Origin of the sequence: Glutamicibacter sp. PAEs-4 (genome assembly GCF_051161755.1) — a bacterium.
Taxonomy (GTDB): domain Bacteria; phylum Actinomycetota; class Actinomycetes; order Actinomycetales; family Micrococcaceae; genus Glutamicibacter; species Glutamicibacter nicotianae.
The window spans coordinates 3,464,127-3,479,784 of record NZ_CP195017.1 but is presented as its reverse complement, the minus strand read 5'-3'; the positions used below and the strand labels follow the sequence as shown (position 1 = coordinate 3,479,784).

Below are 15,658 nucleotides of genomic sequence, written 5' to 3'. Positions count from 1 at the left end.
CTGCTTCACACCTTCAACGAACTGGATAGGTGCTCACGCAACTCGAGGGGAGTACCAGGGGTCCACCAGCTGTCAAGCACGGCTTGCGGATACAGGAAGCGGGCATCGGGACCCAGCAGCAAGCGCAGGGATGGAATCACCGTGGACGGCAGGGCCCGGATTTCCTGGCCCGGCCGCAGGGCGCGCAAACGCATTTCGATGGGAACAGTGTGCTCCTTGAGCACTACCTGGTCAATCTTGGAAATCTTCGCCAGCAATTCCGGCGTCTCACGGCGATGCGGGAAGTAGGCGACCGGACCTTCGGATGCGATCTCTTCGATCCAGCGCAAGTACGGCTGCTCATGGATCAGCTCATCGGCGACCATGGCCGAACCGATCAGCAGGGTAGGCTCGATGAACCGCTCGGCCACCGGCTGGGTAGCAAGCCACTCGAACTTGTGCTGCGCGAACTTGATCCCCAGATCAGCCATCTTCTGGCGGGATTCCGGGTCGACAAACAGCGCCGAGACAATCAGCAGGCGATCCTCGCGGGCCAGCTGGCGCAAGCGATGCCAGGTCGCCAGCCCCATGGCGACACGGGCCGCCGAATTCTTCGTCCGGGCGCGCACCAAGGGGGTGGGCTCGTCGGAGATCAGCTGCTTGATCAGGGCCAGCGTTGCCATGCCGTCGTCAATGATGACGATTTCCTTGGCCCGCACGCCGGCAAGGAGCGTGCGCTGGATCTTGCCCGAATAGGCATCCCCGGTGACGTATCGGTCGGCAGCGCCTTTGGGCTGCGGAGGCTTGCGCGCCGCCGGTTCGAAATGAACCCCATCGGGGGCATGATCCAGCATGGCCTGGGTCGTGGCCTCCAGTGGCATTCCCTGGCGCGGAATGATCCGGATGTCGGTGCCCAGCAGTCCTGCGGCATGCGTTTCCACTGCGGAGAGCAGTTGCAGGGGCGACTCGACCCACACGTGCGCCGTGCCGAAACGGGGGCGTGGCACCTCGTGGGTGTCATGCTGGGTCAGTTTCATCATCGTGAGTGTCATTTTGCCAGTCGGCTCAGGGACTTGGAAAGCGTTTCGAACTGCTTGGAACCATGGCGCAGCACTCGGCGCGAAGCCCCGCGGACCTTCGAGGGCAACGAGCGGCGCGAGCTGATGTGCGCCCAGTGCGGAGGCAGGTCCAGCTTGGTGATGCGGCGGCGCTTGAAGTGGGCCGAGAACTCAGGGTAGTGCGCGGTCAGGAAGGACTCGGCCTGCTCGCGCAGGTGCGGCAGCTGGGCGGCCTGCATGCAGTAGGCCACGGCGACCAGCAGTTCGGTGAGCCGGTCGTCATCGCCAGCGTGCGCCGGAACCGGCAGGTCCTGGACGAACAGCGCGTGGATGATGGACAGCGGGATGCGGTTGGAATTCTCGTACGGAGCCAGCGCCTGCAGCATCCTGCCGGTGCCCACGGCATGGACTTCCGTGCCCAGGATGTACTTTGCGGTGGCCAAGCCGGTGGAGAAGCAGGAGATCACCACGGCTGGGTTCACCGCCGAGATTACGGTCTCCGCCAGATGATCCGTGTTGACCAGCCGGAAATCCAGGCCCATGTCCTTGGCTGCCGCAGCCAAGCGGGCCGCCGAGGTGGCGCTGGCCGAGGGGTGCGCCTTGAACAGGACGGTGGAAAGCTCCCGGCGGGCCACCTCGTTGAGCATCTCGAGGTGCAGCTCGAATTCTTCCTCGGCGTCCATCAGTCCCAGGGAACCCAGGTACTGCCCGAGGACGAGCGCGCCACCGGAGGGCAGGTCGAATTCGGCGTCCTGGGCCAATTCGCCGAAGATGCCAGCCAACCCGCCGGCCTCCAGGATCTCGCGCCGCGGCTCGAGCTCTGCGAGCAGATGCGGCTGAAGTCCGGGTACCAGATCCACGTGGATGGTGCCGATGACCCGCTGGCGCAACGGCATGGGCAACCGGTTGCGGGTGGGTCCATAGGACATCAGGCCGTCGGAATGGATCCACAGCTGGGAATCGAAGAAGATGCGCGCCAGGGCGCGGGCGGGATTGACCTGGATGGATTCCAGCACCAAGGTCAGCGGTTCATTGCCCAGATCCCAGGCGCTGCGCAGCAGGCGCTCGAAAATCAGCAGTTCGTCCTCACGCGGGTTGAACTGCGCCGGGCGGCGCGGTGCGGTCAGCGCGGCGAAATCCACCACCCGGTCAAAGCGGGCGGCCAGTTGCTCAAAGCCCGGAACCTCATCCAGCGGTGTGGTCAGTTCCGGAACCTGCGAGCCGTTGGCCAGGACGAGAATGCGTTCATCTGCTTCGGGGAGCAGTCCTGCATCGGCCATCGCGGCCAGAGAAGCAAGCTGGAAGTAGCTGCTGGCTTCAATCAGTGCGATCACTTGGCGGCCCCGATCTGACCTGGCTGGAGGAAGGAGAGGATATGGCGGCGGCGCGCAACATCCATCTCGAGGGCGACCTGGCGGGCCATTGGCGCGTCAACGGTGGTGAATACCTGGCGCAGCTTCTGCTTCATCTCCAAGCGGACTTCTGGCGGGTAGTTCTTCGCGCGCTTCTCGTGATGGCACACGATGGCGAAGAACTGGCGCATCGCCTTGGGCAGGTGGCGATCCGCATCCGGGTGCAGGCGCACCTCGGTGAGGATCTGCGAGTAGGCGGGGATGAAGCCGAGCTGGCGATGGTCGAAGACCTGTGTCAGCGAGCCAGGCAGGCCGCGGCGGTAGAACACCCCGGGGGAGGAGACGACGGAGTAGCGCTCGGTATTCAGGTGCAGCTTCCACAGCCACAGCCGGTCTTCGGCGCTGTGCAGCTGCGCGTCGAAGTACATCAGCTCGCGGGTGCGCATCAGCTCGGTGCGGTACAGGCCTGCCCACACGAAGGCGTAGTCCACCATGGACGGGGAATCGATCGGCTCGATGTCGTCGGCCGGGTTCAGCGGCATGCCGCGCAGGGCCTGCGGGGCGCGGTGGATGACCCGGTTGGTGCCGGTGACGCGCACATGGTCGCAGCGCACGAAGTCCACATGCAGTTCGGTCAAGGATTCCGCCAGGGCTTCCAAATGCTCGGGGGAGTACCAGTCGTCGGGGTCGAGGAAGGTGAAGTATTCGCCGGTGACCTGTTCCAGCCCGGCATTGCGGGCGGCAGAAACCCCTGAATTCTCCGGCAGCGAGATCAGCTTCAGGCCAGGCAGCTGGTCTTCGTAGCCGCGCACCAGATCGGCAGTCTGGTCATCGGAAGCGTCATCAACCACGAGCACTTCCAGTTCCCAGCGTCCCAGCTTCTGCCGGACCAGGGATGAGAGGGCATCGCAAATATAAGCTTCTTGGTTATAGGCGGGGATCACCACTGAAATGCGCCCGGGGATCAAACTCATTTGTGCTTCAAGGCCTTCCTCATGCAGACAAAAATAAACGGCGGTTGGACCCGTCGGTGAGTCCAACCGCCGGATACGCTGGCGTGCTTAGGCGTCGACGCGGCGCAGGCGCGAGAGCGGAGCCAGCTCGCCTGGGAAGACCTTCTTCACGCCGTCGCCCATGGCCTGCTCCAGGATGCGGATGTCGCGGATCAGCGACTCGAAGCCCTTCGGCTCCAGCGACGAAGCCTGGTCAGAGCCCCACATGGTGCGGTCCAGGGTGATGTGGCGCTCGACGGTCACGGCGCCCAGGGCGACTGCTGCCAGCGAGATCTGCAGGCCGCGCTCATGGCCCGAGTAGCCCACTGGGACCTGGTAGCGGTCGCGCAGGGTCTCGATCATGAGCAGGTTGGCCTCTTCAGGAGGCAGCGGGTAGGTGGAGGTCGCGTGCATCATGACCAGCTTGCTGGTGCCCAGGGTTTCCACTGCCTTGTCGATCTGCTCGATGGTGGACATGCCGGTGGACAGGATGATCGGCTTGCCGGTTTCCGCCAGGGCCTTGAGCAGCTCGATGTCCGTGACCGATGCGGACGCTACCTTGTGGGTGACTGCACCCTGCTCTTCCATGAACTCGACCGAAGGAACGTCCCATGGCGATGCGAAGGCGTGCAGGCCCTTGGATGCGGCGTAGGAGATGAGCTCCTTGTACTGGGCCTGGTCGAACTCGACGCGGTAGCGGTAGTCCAGGTAGGTCATGTCGCCCCATGGGGTGGAGCGGATCTTGTCGCGCATGTCCATCGGGGTGGAGATGTCCGGGGTGCGCTTCTGGAACTTCACCGCGTTGGCGCCGGCCTCGGCCGAGATGTCGATCAGCTGCTTGGCGATCTCGATGTCGCCGTTGTGGTTGATGCCGATCTCGCCGATGACGTAGACCTGCTGGCCTGCGCCAACCTGGACGTCGCCGATGGCAACTGGCTTGATGTCGGTAGTCATGGAGGTCATGGGTATTGCCTTTCAGTGGGTGAAACTTGGAGAACTCTTGGTGGCGGTGCGTGCGGCGAGAACCAGTTCGGCCAGTTCCCGTACCGCTCCGTGCCCGCCCTTGCGGGTCAGCGTGTGCCGTGCTGCCAGGTGCACGTCGTGGTGGGCATCGGCCACGGTGATCGGCCAGCCGACCAGCGCCATCGCGCCCAGATCGTTGATGTCGTTGCCGAGGTAGGCGACGCGGGCCGGGTTGATGGATTCGTCAGCCAGCCAGCGGGCCACGTATTCGGCCTTGTTTTCGATGCCGTGGGCCACTTCGACCTTCAGCTTGGCGGCGCGGGCGGCGACCACCGGGTTGGTTTCCTTGGAGAGAATCAGGAACTTCACTCCGGCGGCCCGCAGCCGGGCCACTCCCATTCCATCGGAGCGGGAGACGCGCACGGTTTCGGTCCCGTGCTCATCGACATATGCGGTGTCCGGGGTGTGCACCCCGTCGAAATCCGTGATGACCGCATCGACTTCGATCGGTTCCCGGTTGGCCGGAACGGCCAGCCCGGCGAGCAGCAGGTCTGCCTCGGTATCGATGTCGATACCGTGCTCTGCTGGAACCTCATGGACCCGGACCTTTCCGAAGAAGCGGTGGCCGGCTTCGAGGAATCCGCGGGTATCCATCACGTAGAAGGCCCCGGTCTCGCGGAAGCGCGGTTCGCGATCCTGGCGGCGCGGACGGTGCAGCTTGTCGTGCCCCACGGCGACCGCTTCGCCCTGCGGATCCAGTCCCCAATGGAAACCGTGATCCGCAACAGCCGCGAAGCTGACGTCGGCGCGTTGCGAGGCCACTGCCGCAATGGCTGCGTCCAGGTCCGCCGGATCGATGAACGGGCTGGTGCACTGGATGAACACGGTGATCTCTGGCTGGGATTCCGCATTCGCCAGTGCGTGGAGCAGAACTGACTCGCTGCTGGCCGTGTCGCCGGCGATATCTGCCGGTCGATCGATGACCCTCGCCCCGTAGCGGAGCGCTTCGGCCTTGATCTGCTCATGGTCGGTGCTCACCACGACGTCGCTGACTGCCGCCGCGGATCTGGCTGATTCGATTGCGCGGCCGAGCAGCGATTTGCCGCCGATCTCACGCAGGTTCTTAAGCCGGATGCCCTTGGATCCTCCCCGGGCGGGGATGATCGCCATGACGTTTGGCTGGTTGGTTTTGCTCACGAATAAGACGCTATGGGCACAAGTTAACCGGGAGGGGGCATCTGGGTTAACGCATGGTGAAGTGCCGGTGTAATCACCTGTCTGTTTGCTGAATGCTAGGTCAGCAAGCGTTTTACGTTTCCGGGAGCGGGTTGCGGCAGGGGCGGGAAGAGCACTGCGCTTCGCGTAGAAGATCAAGGCGTCTGATGAAATCCGAGTGTGCACGCCGGTGCTGGGGCGCAGAACATCTAGGCTGGATGGTATGCACGAGCCTAACCAGTCACAGCCCACGCGTGGCCCGCTGCGCATTACCGTGCCTTCACGCGCTGACGGGTTCCTCCGGCAATTCACCGCAATGATCGGCGGCCCGCTAGGACGGCACAGCGACCCGGGCCGAGTCGATCCCGGGTTCTTCAGCGTGGAACGGGTCATCATCCTGATGACCACCGTGGGCGCGCTGCTGATGCTCCTTGCCAAGAACCCGTGCCGGGTCAACGGGTGGACCGGCAACAACCCCTACATCTATGCGTGCTACAGCGACTGGGTCCCGCTGTTCTCCGCCCGCGGCTTCGCCGAGAACCCCTGGGCGCCGTTCAGCGCCGCCGCCGAGTTCGAGTACCCGGTGCTGATGAGCTCGGTGGCCTCGGCAGTCGCCTCGATCATCCCCACGGGAATCGAGAACCGTTCGCTGCTGTACTTCGACATCAACCTGCTGCTCGTCGCGATCCTGTGGATGGCAACCGTGGTCGCCACCCTGCGGATGACCGGGCGCCGTCCGTGGGATGCCGCCATGGTGGCGATCGCCCCGGGCATCATCCTGGCCGGCAGCATCAACTGGGACATGTGGGCTGTGGCCTTGCTGGCCCTGGGCATGCTGGCCTTCGCCCGGAAGCATACGGTGCTGGCGGGGGTGCTGATCGGCCTCGGTGCGGCGATGAAGATCTACCCGTTCTTCGTCCTCGGCGCGGTGCTGGTGCTGGCCATCCGCACCGGCAAGCTCAAGACCTTCTGGGTGACCGGCGGAACCGCCGCGGCGACCTGGGTGCTCGTGAACCTGCCCTATGCGCTGGCGTTCCCCGACTCGTTCATGCACTTCTTCAATTTCTCCTCCGAACGCGGGGCAGGCTTCTCCAGCTTCTGGCACGCGTGGAATGTCATCGCCGATAACCGTGAAGGGGTTCCGCTCTTCGAAGCGGAGCAGATTTCCCGCTACGGGCTGATCCTCTTCTTCCTGTGCTGCGCGGGTGTGGCGGTGCTGGGGCTGGCGGCCAAGCGCACTCCGCGCCTGGCTTCCATGGCCTTCTTGATCATCGCCTCCTTTGTCATGGTCAACAAGGTGTATTCGCCGCAGTTCGTCGTCTGGCTGATTCCGCTGTTCGCACTGGCCCTGCCGCGCTGGCGCGAGTTCGTGATCTGGATGCTGGTGGAAATCGCCCACTTCTACGGGGTCTGGTACTACCTCGATTCCCTCTCTGCCGAAGAAGTGCAGAAGGCCTTCCCGGAGACCGGCTATGCGGTACTGGTGCTGGCCCATATGGTGATGCTCGGATACCTGATGTTCCTGGTGGTGCGTTCGATGCTCGATCCGCGCCATGACCCGGTGCGCGCCGTGGGACAGGACGATCCGCTGGCCGGTCCGTTTGCCGGGCTGGAAGACCGCTGGACCCTGCGCGGGCTGCTGCCCCAGGCCAAGCCGGAGAAAGAAGCGGCGGGCAAGAAGCCATGAGCGATGTTGCAGTAGTCGGCGCCGGCCCCAACGGGCTGGCCGCCGCGGCGGTTGCCGCCCGGGCCGGATTGAGCGTCACGGTTTATGAAGCCAACGGCACCATCGGCGGGGCAGCCAGAACGCAGCCGCTCAATGGCTCAGCGGCGAAATTCGATCTGGGCAGCGCGGTGCATCCGATGGCCATGCAATCCCAGGCGATGCATGAACTCGGTGTCCATGACCGGGTGGACTTCATCGTCCCCGAGCTGTCCTTTGCCCATGTGCTGGATCGGCGGACCGCCTACGCGTACAGGGATCTGGAACGCACCGGGCAGGAACTTGGCGGTGCGGATGGCCAGATGTACACCCGGCTGCTGGGGCCGCTGGTAAAGCAGATCGACGCAGTCAGCAACACCCTGCTCAACCCGCTGTTCAAGGTCCCCTCGCATCCGGCGGCATTGGCAACCTTCGCCATCAGCACGGTGGCCGGCATGGCCGCGAAGGACCTCTTCTCCGGGAAATTCGAGCGAGCCGCAGCGCTCTATGCAGGCTGCGCGGCCCACGTCGCCGGCGGTTCGCGCGGGCCGGCCAATGCCGGGGCCGGGCTGTTCCTGGCGGCGGCGGCGCACGCCAAGGGGTGGGCCATCCCGCGCGGCGGCTCCCAAGCCATCAGCGATGCGCTGGCCGCAGAGGCGATGGAGCACGGAGCAAAAATCCTCACCGGAACCCGCATCGAGCATGTCGATGAGCTTTCTGCACGCAACGTCCTGTTCGATACCTCCGCCGAAAGCGCTGCCAAGCTGTCAGCCGGGCACCTGCCCGAACGGCTTTCGCACGCGTTGAGCGGCACTCGGCGCTCGCCGGGAAGCTGCCTGGTGCACTACGTGCTTTCGGAGCCGATTCCGTGGCGCGATCCGACGCTGGCCCAGGCTGGCACCGTGCACCTGGGCGGCAGCGCCGTGCAGGTCGGGAAGGCCGAGCGCACCGCGGTGCGCAGGGGAGCGGCGAAGCCGTTCATGATCGTGGCCCAGCCCTCGCAATTCGATGACTCGCGGGCGCCGCAGGGCCAGCACGTGATCTGGGCCTACTGCCATGTGCCGCTGGATTCCCCGGTGGACATGAGCCGTGAACTGGAGGACATGATCGAACAGGCAGCCCCGGGATTTGCCGAGACCATCATCGAATCGCATGTGGTGACCGCGAAGGACCTGGAAGCGCAGAACTCTGCGCTGGTCGGTGGCGATCTTTCCGGGGGAACCATGGACCTGCTGGGCAGCATCAAGCGGCCGCGGATCTCCCCGGACCCGTGGTACCTGCAATCCAAGGGCCTGTACCTGGTGTCCTCGGCCGCGCCCCCGGGTCCGTCGGTGCACGGCATGGGTGGATTCCTCGGAGCCCAATCGATGCTCAAGCGGGAATACGGAATCGAGAACTGGAAAGCGGAGAACTGACACATGATGGACGCGGCATTCGAGCAACTCCCCGGGTTGGTTTTCCTGGCAGTGCTCTGGTGGCTGTTCATCTGGCAGTACCGCAAGGACCCGCGCCGCCTGGGACTCGCCGTCCTGCTCTTGCCGCTGGTGCTCTTCAGCATTTCGGCGGCGGCTGGCCTGCTCTCCAGCGTGCTTCCCGGATTCGGGCTCCTGTTCTCCATCGTCCTGGTGCTGACCCCGCTGATGGTCGTGGTCTTCGGCGCGGCCCTGATCTACAACGGGATCTTGATGTGCCGGCGCGAAGGTGCCAAGCCCGCGAACCTGCTGTCCTTGGCGGCCGGGCTCGCGGTCTTCATCCTGCCGGTCATTGCGGTGCTGCTGATCCGGATCCAGTCATGGTGGACCTATTCGCTCGCTTTCGTCCTGTTCATGGCCTCTGTCTTCACCGCGAGCCTGTTCACCATGCTGCTGCTGTATGCCTGGATTCACGCGAAATTCCCTGCCAAGGGCAAGGGCGCCGCCGTGGTGGTGCTCGGCGCCCGCGCCATCGATGGCAAGGTCACCCCGCTGCTGCGCGGCCGACTGGACAAAGGCATCGAACTGCATGAGCGGCAGGCGGATCCCCGCCCGTTGATGGTTCCTACCGGTGGCCAGGGCCGTGATGAGGTCGAGCCAGAAGGCGTGAGCATGGCCCGCTACCTGCGCGAGCAGGGCATCGCCGATGAGCAGATTCTGGTGGAAGACCGGGCCAGGGACACCATCGAGAACCTGCGGTATTCCGATGCCATGGTTCGCGCCCAGCGTCCGGAAGGCCAGCTGTGGCTGGTCACCAGCGACTATCACGCACTGCGGGCCGCGATGGCCTCACGCCAGCTCGGCCTGGATGCCCGTGCGTTCGGCGGGAAGACGGCGGCCTACTACCGTCCAAGCGCCTTCCTCAGGGAATGCGTAGCGATCGTGCGGGATCAGAAGAAGCTGATGGTCTTGCTGGCCCTGCCCTTCGCGTTGGCCATCGCAGGAATGATGTACGTCCTCACGACGAGCTACCTATGACCGTCCTCCAACTGCCGTGGAAATGTGGGTCCATGCACCATATGGTGCATGGACACACGATTGGCCCAGCTGCCCTCACCCTTTCGGGTGAGCCCTAAATCAGCATTGCGGGCGGTGATAGCTGGGCGCCAAGTCCCTAGGCTGGAAGCATGATCCAGGCTCAGCAGTTGACGAAGAAATACGGTGGAAAAACCGTGGTCGATAATGCATCGTTCACGGTGCAGCAGGGAATGGTGACCGGGTTCCTCGGCCCCAACGGCGCCGGCAAATCCACCACCATGCGCATGATCGTGGGATTGGCAGCGCCTACCAGCGGAGAAGTGCTGGTCAACGGGCGCGATTTCAAGAAGTCCAGGCATCCGCTGACCGAAGTCGGCACCTTGCTGGAAGCCAAATCGGTCCACAAGTCCCTGACGCCGCTGGCGCATTTGCGTGCCATGGCGGCTACTGCAGGATTGCCGGTTTCCCGAGTGCACGAAGTGCTGGAACTGACCGGATTGTCCAGCGTCCAGCGCAAGAAAGTCGGCGGCTTCTCATTGGGCATGGGCCAGCGGCTTGGCATTGCCACCGCCCTGCTGGGAGATCCGCAGGTCCTGATCCTCGATGAGCCGGTCAACGGGCTGGATCCCGAAGGCGTGGCGTGGGTCCGCAATCTGGCCCGCCAACAGGCTGCCGAAGGCAAAACCGTGTTCATTTCCTCCCACCTGATGAGCGAAATGGCCCAGACCGCCGATCACCTGATTGTGATTGGCCGTGGCCGGATCATGGCCGATGCGCCGATCAGTGAATTCATCGATAACGGCCTTGACCAGACAATTGTGCGTTCAGCAGACATTGAGGTGCTGATGAACGCGCTGAACGGAGACGGCGTCCAGCTGCGCCGGATCGACGAGCATGGCGTGGAAGTCACCGGTCCCGATTCAGAGACCATTGGCCGTCGCGCACTGGAATACGGTGTGGTGCTCAGCGAACTGCGTCCGCTGCAGCGCACCCTGGAAGACGCCTACATGGAATTGACCCGTGATGCCGTCGAATACCACTCGAGTAATGTTGCCGAGACTGGCGGCGGGAAGTAAAGACATGTCTGAGAAATTAGCAACCGCACCGCGCGGCAAGGTCTCCCTCTTCGGCGTGCTGCGCAGCGAATCCATCCGATTCTTCTCCCTGAATTCCACCCGTATCCTGATTCTGCTGGCCATCGTGCTCTATGCGGCCATCGCGGCCATCGGCACCTGGGGCATCGGATCGCTGCGGGCCAGCATGGGCGGCATGGAGCAGATGCCGGGCATGGAGGACCTGGCGGCTCCGGGATTCGCCTCCGAGCTCATCGGTTCGGGCCTGGTCTTCAGCCAACTGATCCTCGGCGTGCTCGGTGTCCTGCTTTTCAGCGGGGAATTCACCACCGGTTCAGCGGTGAGCACCTTCCTCGCCAGCCCGCAGCGCCTGCGCGTGCTGGCTGCCAAGACCATCCTGATCACCGTCGTGACCGCCGGCGTCCAGATCGTCAGCTCGCTTCTGGCCTTCGCCATCAGCAAGCCGATTGCCGACAACTACCAGATGGACCTGGATTTCGGCAGCGACGCCTTCCAGCGGGTTCTCTGGTACGGGGCGCTTGCGGTGGCGATGGCGGCGCTGATCGGTTTGACGCTCGGGATGATGCTGCGCAATTCGGCTGGAGGCATCACCAGCCTCGCTGCCCTGTTCTTCGTCTTGCCGATCATCCTTTCCATCCTGACCAGCATCACCGACTGGGCACAGCACATCGCGAAGTTCACCCCCGACCAGCTGGGCATGGCGTTGGCGACGCCTTCGAGCGTCGTCACCGACTTGGAAAGCTGGCAGCAGCTGCTGGGCGTCGCAGGCTGGATTGTGCTTCCGCTGGCGCTGGGTGCGGTCCTGCTGGCCAAGCGGGACATCAAATAGTCCAGAGCGTGACCGAGAAAACTAGACTGGAAGCATGAGCCAACCGACGCTGCAGGAAACTGTGGTCACCTTCGATGAACTGGCCGCCAAGCGGATGGGCCGGATACGCCGCTATTTGCGTACCCACCCGCGCTTGGTGGTCATCGGTGCGGTAGTCATCTACCTGCTGCTCACGCTGCCAGGCGTCTTGGTGGTGGCGGCAATGCCCGAATCCAATGCGACCGGCCTGCTGGTCGTCACCCTCGCCGTCAGCGCCGCCCTGCTCTACCGGCGCAGGGCGCCGATGACGGTGATCATCCTGGTGTTCCTCTTCGAGTGCCTGGCCCTGGTGATTGCTGGACCGCAGGGCGGTCTGGGCGGGGTAGGCATGATCATCGCCCTGTATACCGTCGCCACCAGCTATTCGGCGAAGCGGACCATCCCGCTGTCCATCCTGGCCGGAAGCTTCCAAACCGTCCTGATGGTGCTGATGGGCTTCCCGGACATGACCGGCATGGAATTCGACCCGCAGGATGGAATCGATGAAACGATCTTCACCCGCGTCATCATCGCGGTCTCGGGCAGCTTCATCATCGGCTTCTACATCGCCGCCGCAGCGGTAGGCATGAACGTGCGCAACGCGCGCATCCACGAAGCTGAGCTGAATCACTGGGCTTCGCAGGTCTCCGTACTGGCCCAGGTGCAAGAGCGCAACCGCATTGCCCGCGAAATGCATGACGTGGTTGCCCACTCGCTGTCGGTGATGATCGCCCTGTCCGAGGGGGCGCGGGTGGTGGCCAAACGCGATCAAGCCCGCGCCGATGAAGTGCTCAACGAGCTTTCCGGAACCGGCCGCGCCGCCCTGGCAGATATGCGCCGCATGCTCGGCGTGCTGCGCCAAGAAGAATCCGGGGAGCTCGCGCCGCAGCCTACCGGCGGCAATGTGGAGCAATTGCTCGAAGGATTCCGTACCGCGGGCCTGCCGGTCACCTATACGCATGCGGGCGATCCGCTGCCGGAAGACACCACCTTCCAGCTGACGGTCTTCCGCATCATCCAGGAGTCCTTGACCAATTCCTTGCGCTATGCCCGTAACGTAAGTGATGTGCAGGTGCGCCTGGAGCAACGCCGCGGGGAACTGCGCATGGAAATCATGGACAACGGCGATGCAACGCGAGTTCCGAGCATCGGCAGCGGGCGCGGGCTGCGCGGCATGCGCGAACGCGCGGCGCTCTTTGGCGGAACGGTAGATGCCGGACCGGTAGCCAGCGGCGGATGGATCGTCAAAGCGGTCCTGCAGCTGCCCGAATGCAGCTTGCAGAACGAGAGCCGGAAGGCAGTGAAGGAATAAGCGTGGAAGAGAAAATCAAGGTCCTGCTGGTCGATGACCAGCCCCTGCTGCGCATGGGATTCCGCCTCATCCTCGAAGGCGAGGAGGATATCGCCATCGCCGGTGAGGCTGTCGACGGTCTCGATGCCCTGGCCCAGACCGCGGCGCTGAAACCCGATGTGGTCCTGATGGACGTGCGCATGCCCAAGATGGATGGCCTGGAAGCTACCGAACGCATCGCCAAGGACTACCCGGAAACGAAGATCATCATCCTGACGACCTTCGACCTGGACGAATACGCCTTCTCGGGCCTGCAGGCAGGAGCCAGCGCGTTCCTGCTCAAGGATGTCGCCCCGGAAGAACTGGTCCAAGCGGTGCGCCTGGTGGCGTCCGGCGACGCAGTCGTGGCACCGCGGGTGACCGCACGCCTGCTGGAAACCTACGTCCGCAACGGTGGCGCCGGGAACCGCAGCCAGCCGGCGGAGACTCCGCACGACCCGCTGCTTGATGACCTCACCCCGCGTGAGCAGGAAGTGCTGCGTGCGCTCGCCGAGGGGCTGTCCAACGCCGAAATTGCCCACCGGTTCTTCCTGTCCGAAGCGACGGTGAAAACCCACGTGCGGCGCATCTTGACCAAACTGCACCTGCGCGACCGCGTCCAGGCGGTCGTGTACGCCTATGAGACCGGGCTGGTCATTCCATCCCAGGGCCTGGATTACTAGGCGGCGCCGAGGCAGCAAAATGGCCGCCGGTGGAACCCGAAGGGGTTCCGCCGGCGGCCGTGAAGTTTACTAGCGCTTTTTGGCCTTGCTCCGCTTCTTCGCGGTGGCGCGCAGCTGGATCACGCGGGCCACCCCGGCGATTGCCACCACGAGGGCGCCGCCAATTGCGGCGAAGAATAATGCCAGACCGAGGTTGACCTGTCCCTGGTACGCGAAGTAGTTGAGGGTCACCTGCTCCTGGTTCTGGGCAATGAAGATGATCAGCAGGATCAGCACGATCAACCCGAAGATCGTGGCAGTCCAGATGCGGCCCAACTTGGTCACCGGAAGCTTATCTGCGCCGGCAGGTTTTGCCGGCTGGACCGTGGAAGTCGCCGGTGCGGTGGGCTCCACGTCGTCCTCGCGTGCTGCTGCTGGAATATTCTTCTGCTCTGGTGTTCGATCAGCCGTAGCCATGATGAACTCGCTTTCCTCGTCTGGCGGGACTGCTTTCAGCTTCGTCGACAGCTAGCCGCCAAGTCAAGGACTGGATCGGGGTGTCCGGCAGGTTGCCAGCGAGGCCGGAGGTCCAGTCGGACACCAGCAAATGTGGTTCAGGCTACTAAGCTGGGAGGCAACTCGACTTTTCAGGCGGGAACCAAAACCTGAAGAACCGTCTGACAAACATCTCTTGACAGAAAGAAGTGAGCAACCAGCCATGGCACAAGCCGCAGCAATGGCCCACATTGCAGATCTGGCCGAATACGTCGCAACCTCGCCATCGAGCTACCACGCAGCGGCCTCGGCCGCCAAGCGCCTGGACGCTGCTGGATTCACGGCGCTGGATGAGAAGCAGGCGTGGAACCTTGCTCCGGGCTCCTACTACGTGGTCCGCGACGGTGCGATCATCGCATGGGTGCAGCCAGAAGCTGCCACCGCGACGAGCGGTTTCCATATCCTCGGTGCCCACACCGACTCGCCGGGCTTCAAGCTCAAGCCGAAGCCGACCACCGGCTCCAACGGCTGGTGGCAGGCAGGAGTTGAAGTCTACGGCGGACCGCTGCTGAACTCCTGGCTGGACCGCGAACTGGTGCTTGCCGGCCGGCTGGTGCTCAAGGATGGATCCGAGCACCTGGCCCAGACCGAACCGATCCTGCGCATCCCGCAGCTGGCCATCCACCTGGACCGCCAGGTCAATGAGGGCCTCACCCTGGACAAGCAGACCCACACCAATCCGATCTTCGGCGCCGGTGACCTTGCGGATGCCGACATCCTGGCGATCCTGGCGAAGTCTGCAGGTGTCGACCCGGCACAGGTCGCCGGCTACGACATCCTGACCGCACCAGCGCAGCGCGGCGAGGTCTTCGGAGAAGGCAAGAACTTCTTCGCCGGCTCCCGCCTGGATAACCTCTCCTCGGTGCACGCAGGCCTGATCGCATTGATTGGACATTCGCGCAAACCAGCAGGCAACCGCATTGCCATGCTTGCCGCCTTCGACCACGAGGAACTGGGTTCCTCCTCGCGCTCGGGCGCCTGCGGCCCCTTCCTGGAAGAACTGATCAACCGCATCCAGGCATCCATGGGAGCAGGGGTTGAAGACACCGCCCGCGCGCTGTCGAATTCGGTATGCCTGTCTGCGGATGCCGGCCACGCGGTTCACCCGAACTACCCGGAGCGGCACGATCCGGCCAACCGCCCGCAGCTGAATGCCGGTCCGCTGCTGAAGATCAACGCCAACCAGCGCTATGCCACCGATGCGGTGGGTGCTGCCGCATTCGCCAACTGGTGCGAGGCCGCTGGAGTTCCCTACCAGGAGTTCGTCTCCAACAACCGCGTACCATGCGGTTCGACCATCGGCCCGCTGACCGCAACCCGGCTGGGCATCCGCACCCTTGACGTGGGTGTGGCGCTGCTGTCCATGCACTCGGCCCGCGAGATGTGCGGCGTCGACGACCCATGGTACCTGTCCAAGGTCTCTGGCGAGTTCTTCGGAGCCTAGGGCATGGCATTGCGG

The 15,658-nt window shown here is 64.0% G+C and carries 14 protein-coding genes; 8 read left to right on the top strand and 6 right to left on the bottom strand.

Annotated elements, in window-relative coordinates:
- Window positions 1-5 precede the first annotated feature (5 nt).
- From ACR9WD_RS16395 to ACR9WD_RS16375, 5 genes are all read right to left on the bottom strand, one after another.
- Window positions 6-1,019 carry a hypothetical protein gene (locus ACR9WD_RS16395; RefSeq protein ID WP_223308842.1) on the bottom strand — a complete coding sequence of 338 codons (1,014 nt, stop codon included), beginning with the start codon at window positions 1,017-1,019 and terminating at the stop codon, window positions 6-8.
- 8 nt (window positions 1,020-1,027) lie between these two features.
- Window positions 1,028-2,371 (bottom strand): polysialyltransferase family glycosyltransferase, encoded by a 1,344-nt coding sequence (locus tag ACR9WD_RS16390; protein WP_121867714.1) that lies wholly within the window; start codon window positions 2,369-2,371, stop codon window positions 1,028-1,030.
- Window positions 2,368-3,363, bottom strand: a complete 996-nt coding sequence (locus ACR9WD_RS16385) for a glycosyltransferase family 2 protein (RefSeq protein WP_083586748.1) — start codon at window positions 3,361-3,363, stop codon at window positions 2,368-2,370. The genes ACR9WD_RS16390 and ACR9WD_RS16385 overlap by 4 nt, the downstream gene beginning before the upstream one ends.
- 87 nt (window positions 3,364-3,450) lie before the next feature.
- The gene (locus ACR9WD_RS16380) at window positions 3,451-4,344 is read right to left on the bottom strand and encodes an N-acetylneuraminate synthase family protein (RefSeq protein WP_073707174.1); all 894 of its coding nucleotides are present in this window, start codon (window positions 4,342-4,344) and stop codon (window positions 3,451-3,453) included.
- A gap of 12 nt (window positions 4,345-4,356) precedes the next feature.
- Entirely contained in the window at window positions 4,357-5,541 is a 1,185-nt protein-coding gene (locus ACR9WD_RS16375; protein WP_038992767.1) for an acylneuraminate cytidylyltransferase, read from the bottom strand.
- Window positions 5,542-5,782: 241 nt separating this feature from the next.
- Between ACR9WD_RS16375 and ACR9WD_RS16370 the strand changes: the two genes are divergently transcribed.
- From ACR9WD_RS16370 to ACR9WD_RS16340, 7 genes are all read left to right on the top strand, one after another.
- Window positions 5,783-7,246, top strand: coding sequence for a glycosyltransferase family 87 protein (locus ACR9WD_RS16370; protein WP_434922447.1), 1,464 nt, complete (start codon window positions 5,783-5,785; stop codon window positions 7,244-7,246).
- Window positions 7,243-8,676 (top strand): phytoene desaturase family protein, encoded by a 1,434-nt coding sequence (locus ACR9WD_RS16365; protein ID WP_073707171.1) that lies wholly within the window; start codon window positions 7,243-7,245, stop codon window positions 8,674-8,676. The genes ACR9WD_RS16370 and ACR9WD_RS16365 overlap by 4 nt, the downstream gene beginning before the upstream one ends.
- 3 nt (window positions 8,677-8,679) lie before the next feature.
- Window positions 8,680-9,711, top strand: a complete 1,032-nt coding sequence (locus ACR9WD_RS16360; RefSeq protein ID WP_190264337.1) for a YdcF family protein — start codon at window positions 8,680-8,682, stop codon at window positions 9,709-9,711.
- A gap of 149 nt (window positions 9,712-9,860) precedes the next feature.
- Window positions 9,861-10,787, top strand: a complete 927-nt coding sequence (locus tag ACR9WD_RS16355; RefSeq protein ID WP_121867710.1) for an ABC transporter ATP-binding protein — start codon at window positions 9,861-9,863, stop codon at window positions 10,785-10,787.
- A gap of 4 nt (window positions 10,788-10,791) precedes the next feature.
- The gene (locus ACR9WD_RS16350) at window positions 10,792-11,634 is read left to right on the top strand and encodes an ABC transporter permease (protein WP_434922446.1); all 843 of its coding nucleotides are present in this window, start codon (window positions 10,792-10,794) and stop codon (window positions 11,632-11,634) included.
- Between the two features lie 34 nt (window positions 11,635-11,668).
- On the top strand, window positions 11,669-12,964 hold the full coding sequence (locus ACR9WD_RS16345; protein WP_073707169.1) for a sensor histidine kinase: 1,296 nt from the start codon (window positions 11,669-11,671) through the stop codon (window positions 12,962-12,964).
- Window positions 12,922-13,665: a response regulator gene (locus tag ACR9WD_RS16340; protein WP_434922445.1), complete on the top strand. Its 744-nt coding sequence runs from the start codon at window positions 12,922-12,924 to the stop codon at window positions 13,663-13,665. The genes ACR9WD_RS16345 and ACR9WD_RS16340 overlap by 43 nt, the downstream gene beginning before the upstream one ends.
- Before the next feature lie 69 nt (window positions 13,666-13,734).
- Here ACR9WD_RS16340 and ACR9WD_RS16335 read toward each other — a convergent pair whose 3' ends face one another.
- Window positions 13,735-14,121 (bottom strand): LapA family protein, encoded by a 387-nt coding sequence (locus ACR9WD_RS16335; protein ID WP_073707167.1) that lies wholly within the window; start codon window positions 14,119-14,121, stop codon window positions 13,735-13,737.
- Between the two features lie 241 nt (window positions 14,122-14,362).
- Here ACR9WD_RS16335 and ACR9WD_RS16330 point away from each other — a divergent pair, with 241 nt between their 5' ends.
- Window positions 14,363-15,643: a M18 family aminopeptidase gene (locus tag ACR9WD_RS16330; protein WP_121867708.1), complete on the top strand. Its 1,281-nt coding sequence runs from the start codon at window positions 14,363-14,365 to the stop codon at window positions 15,641-15,643.
- The last annotated feature ends 15 nt before the right edge of the window (window positions 15,644-15,658 follow it).